This is a genomic window from Bacillus sp. SIMBA_008, assembly GCF_046535495.1.
GTDB lineage: Bacteria > Bacillota > Bacilli > Bacillales > Bacillaceae > Bacillus > Bacillus subtilis.
In genome coordinates this window covers 1-265 of sequence record NZ_JAWRWL010000609.1, presented here as the reverse complement: position 1 = coordinate 265, position 265 = coordinate 1, and the positions used below count along the sequence as shown (strand labels likewise).

At 73.6% G+C, this 265-nt stretch carries 1 protein-coding gene; it reads left to right on the top strand.

What is annotated here, in order from left to right; genetic code table 11:
- The coding region (locus SB658_RS24625) for a hypothetical protein (protein WP_410603017.1) at positions 1-265 on the top strand (265 nt) is incomplete at both ends.

Sequence of the window (265 nt, the reverse complement as noted above, 5' to 3'; positions counted from 1 at the left end):
CACGCCGCAGGAGAATCCGTTCGCTGCGCCCGCACAGCAGCAGGCGGATCCTTTCCAGACCCCCGCATTCCAGGCGCCCGCCGCGGGCGCCGGGTACCAAGCGGCCGCGCCTGAGACCGGCTCATACGACCGCTTCGAGCCGTCGGCGGCGCAGGTCGCGGCAGAGCAGGGCGAGGACGATCCGAGCACCGCATCGGAGGCGCCCGGCGCGAGTGAGCCGGCATCGGCCGACGCGATCTCGGATGTCCCCGTGACGGGCGCTGAG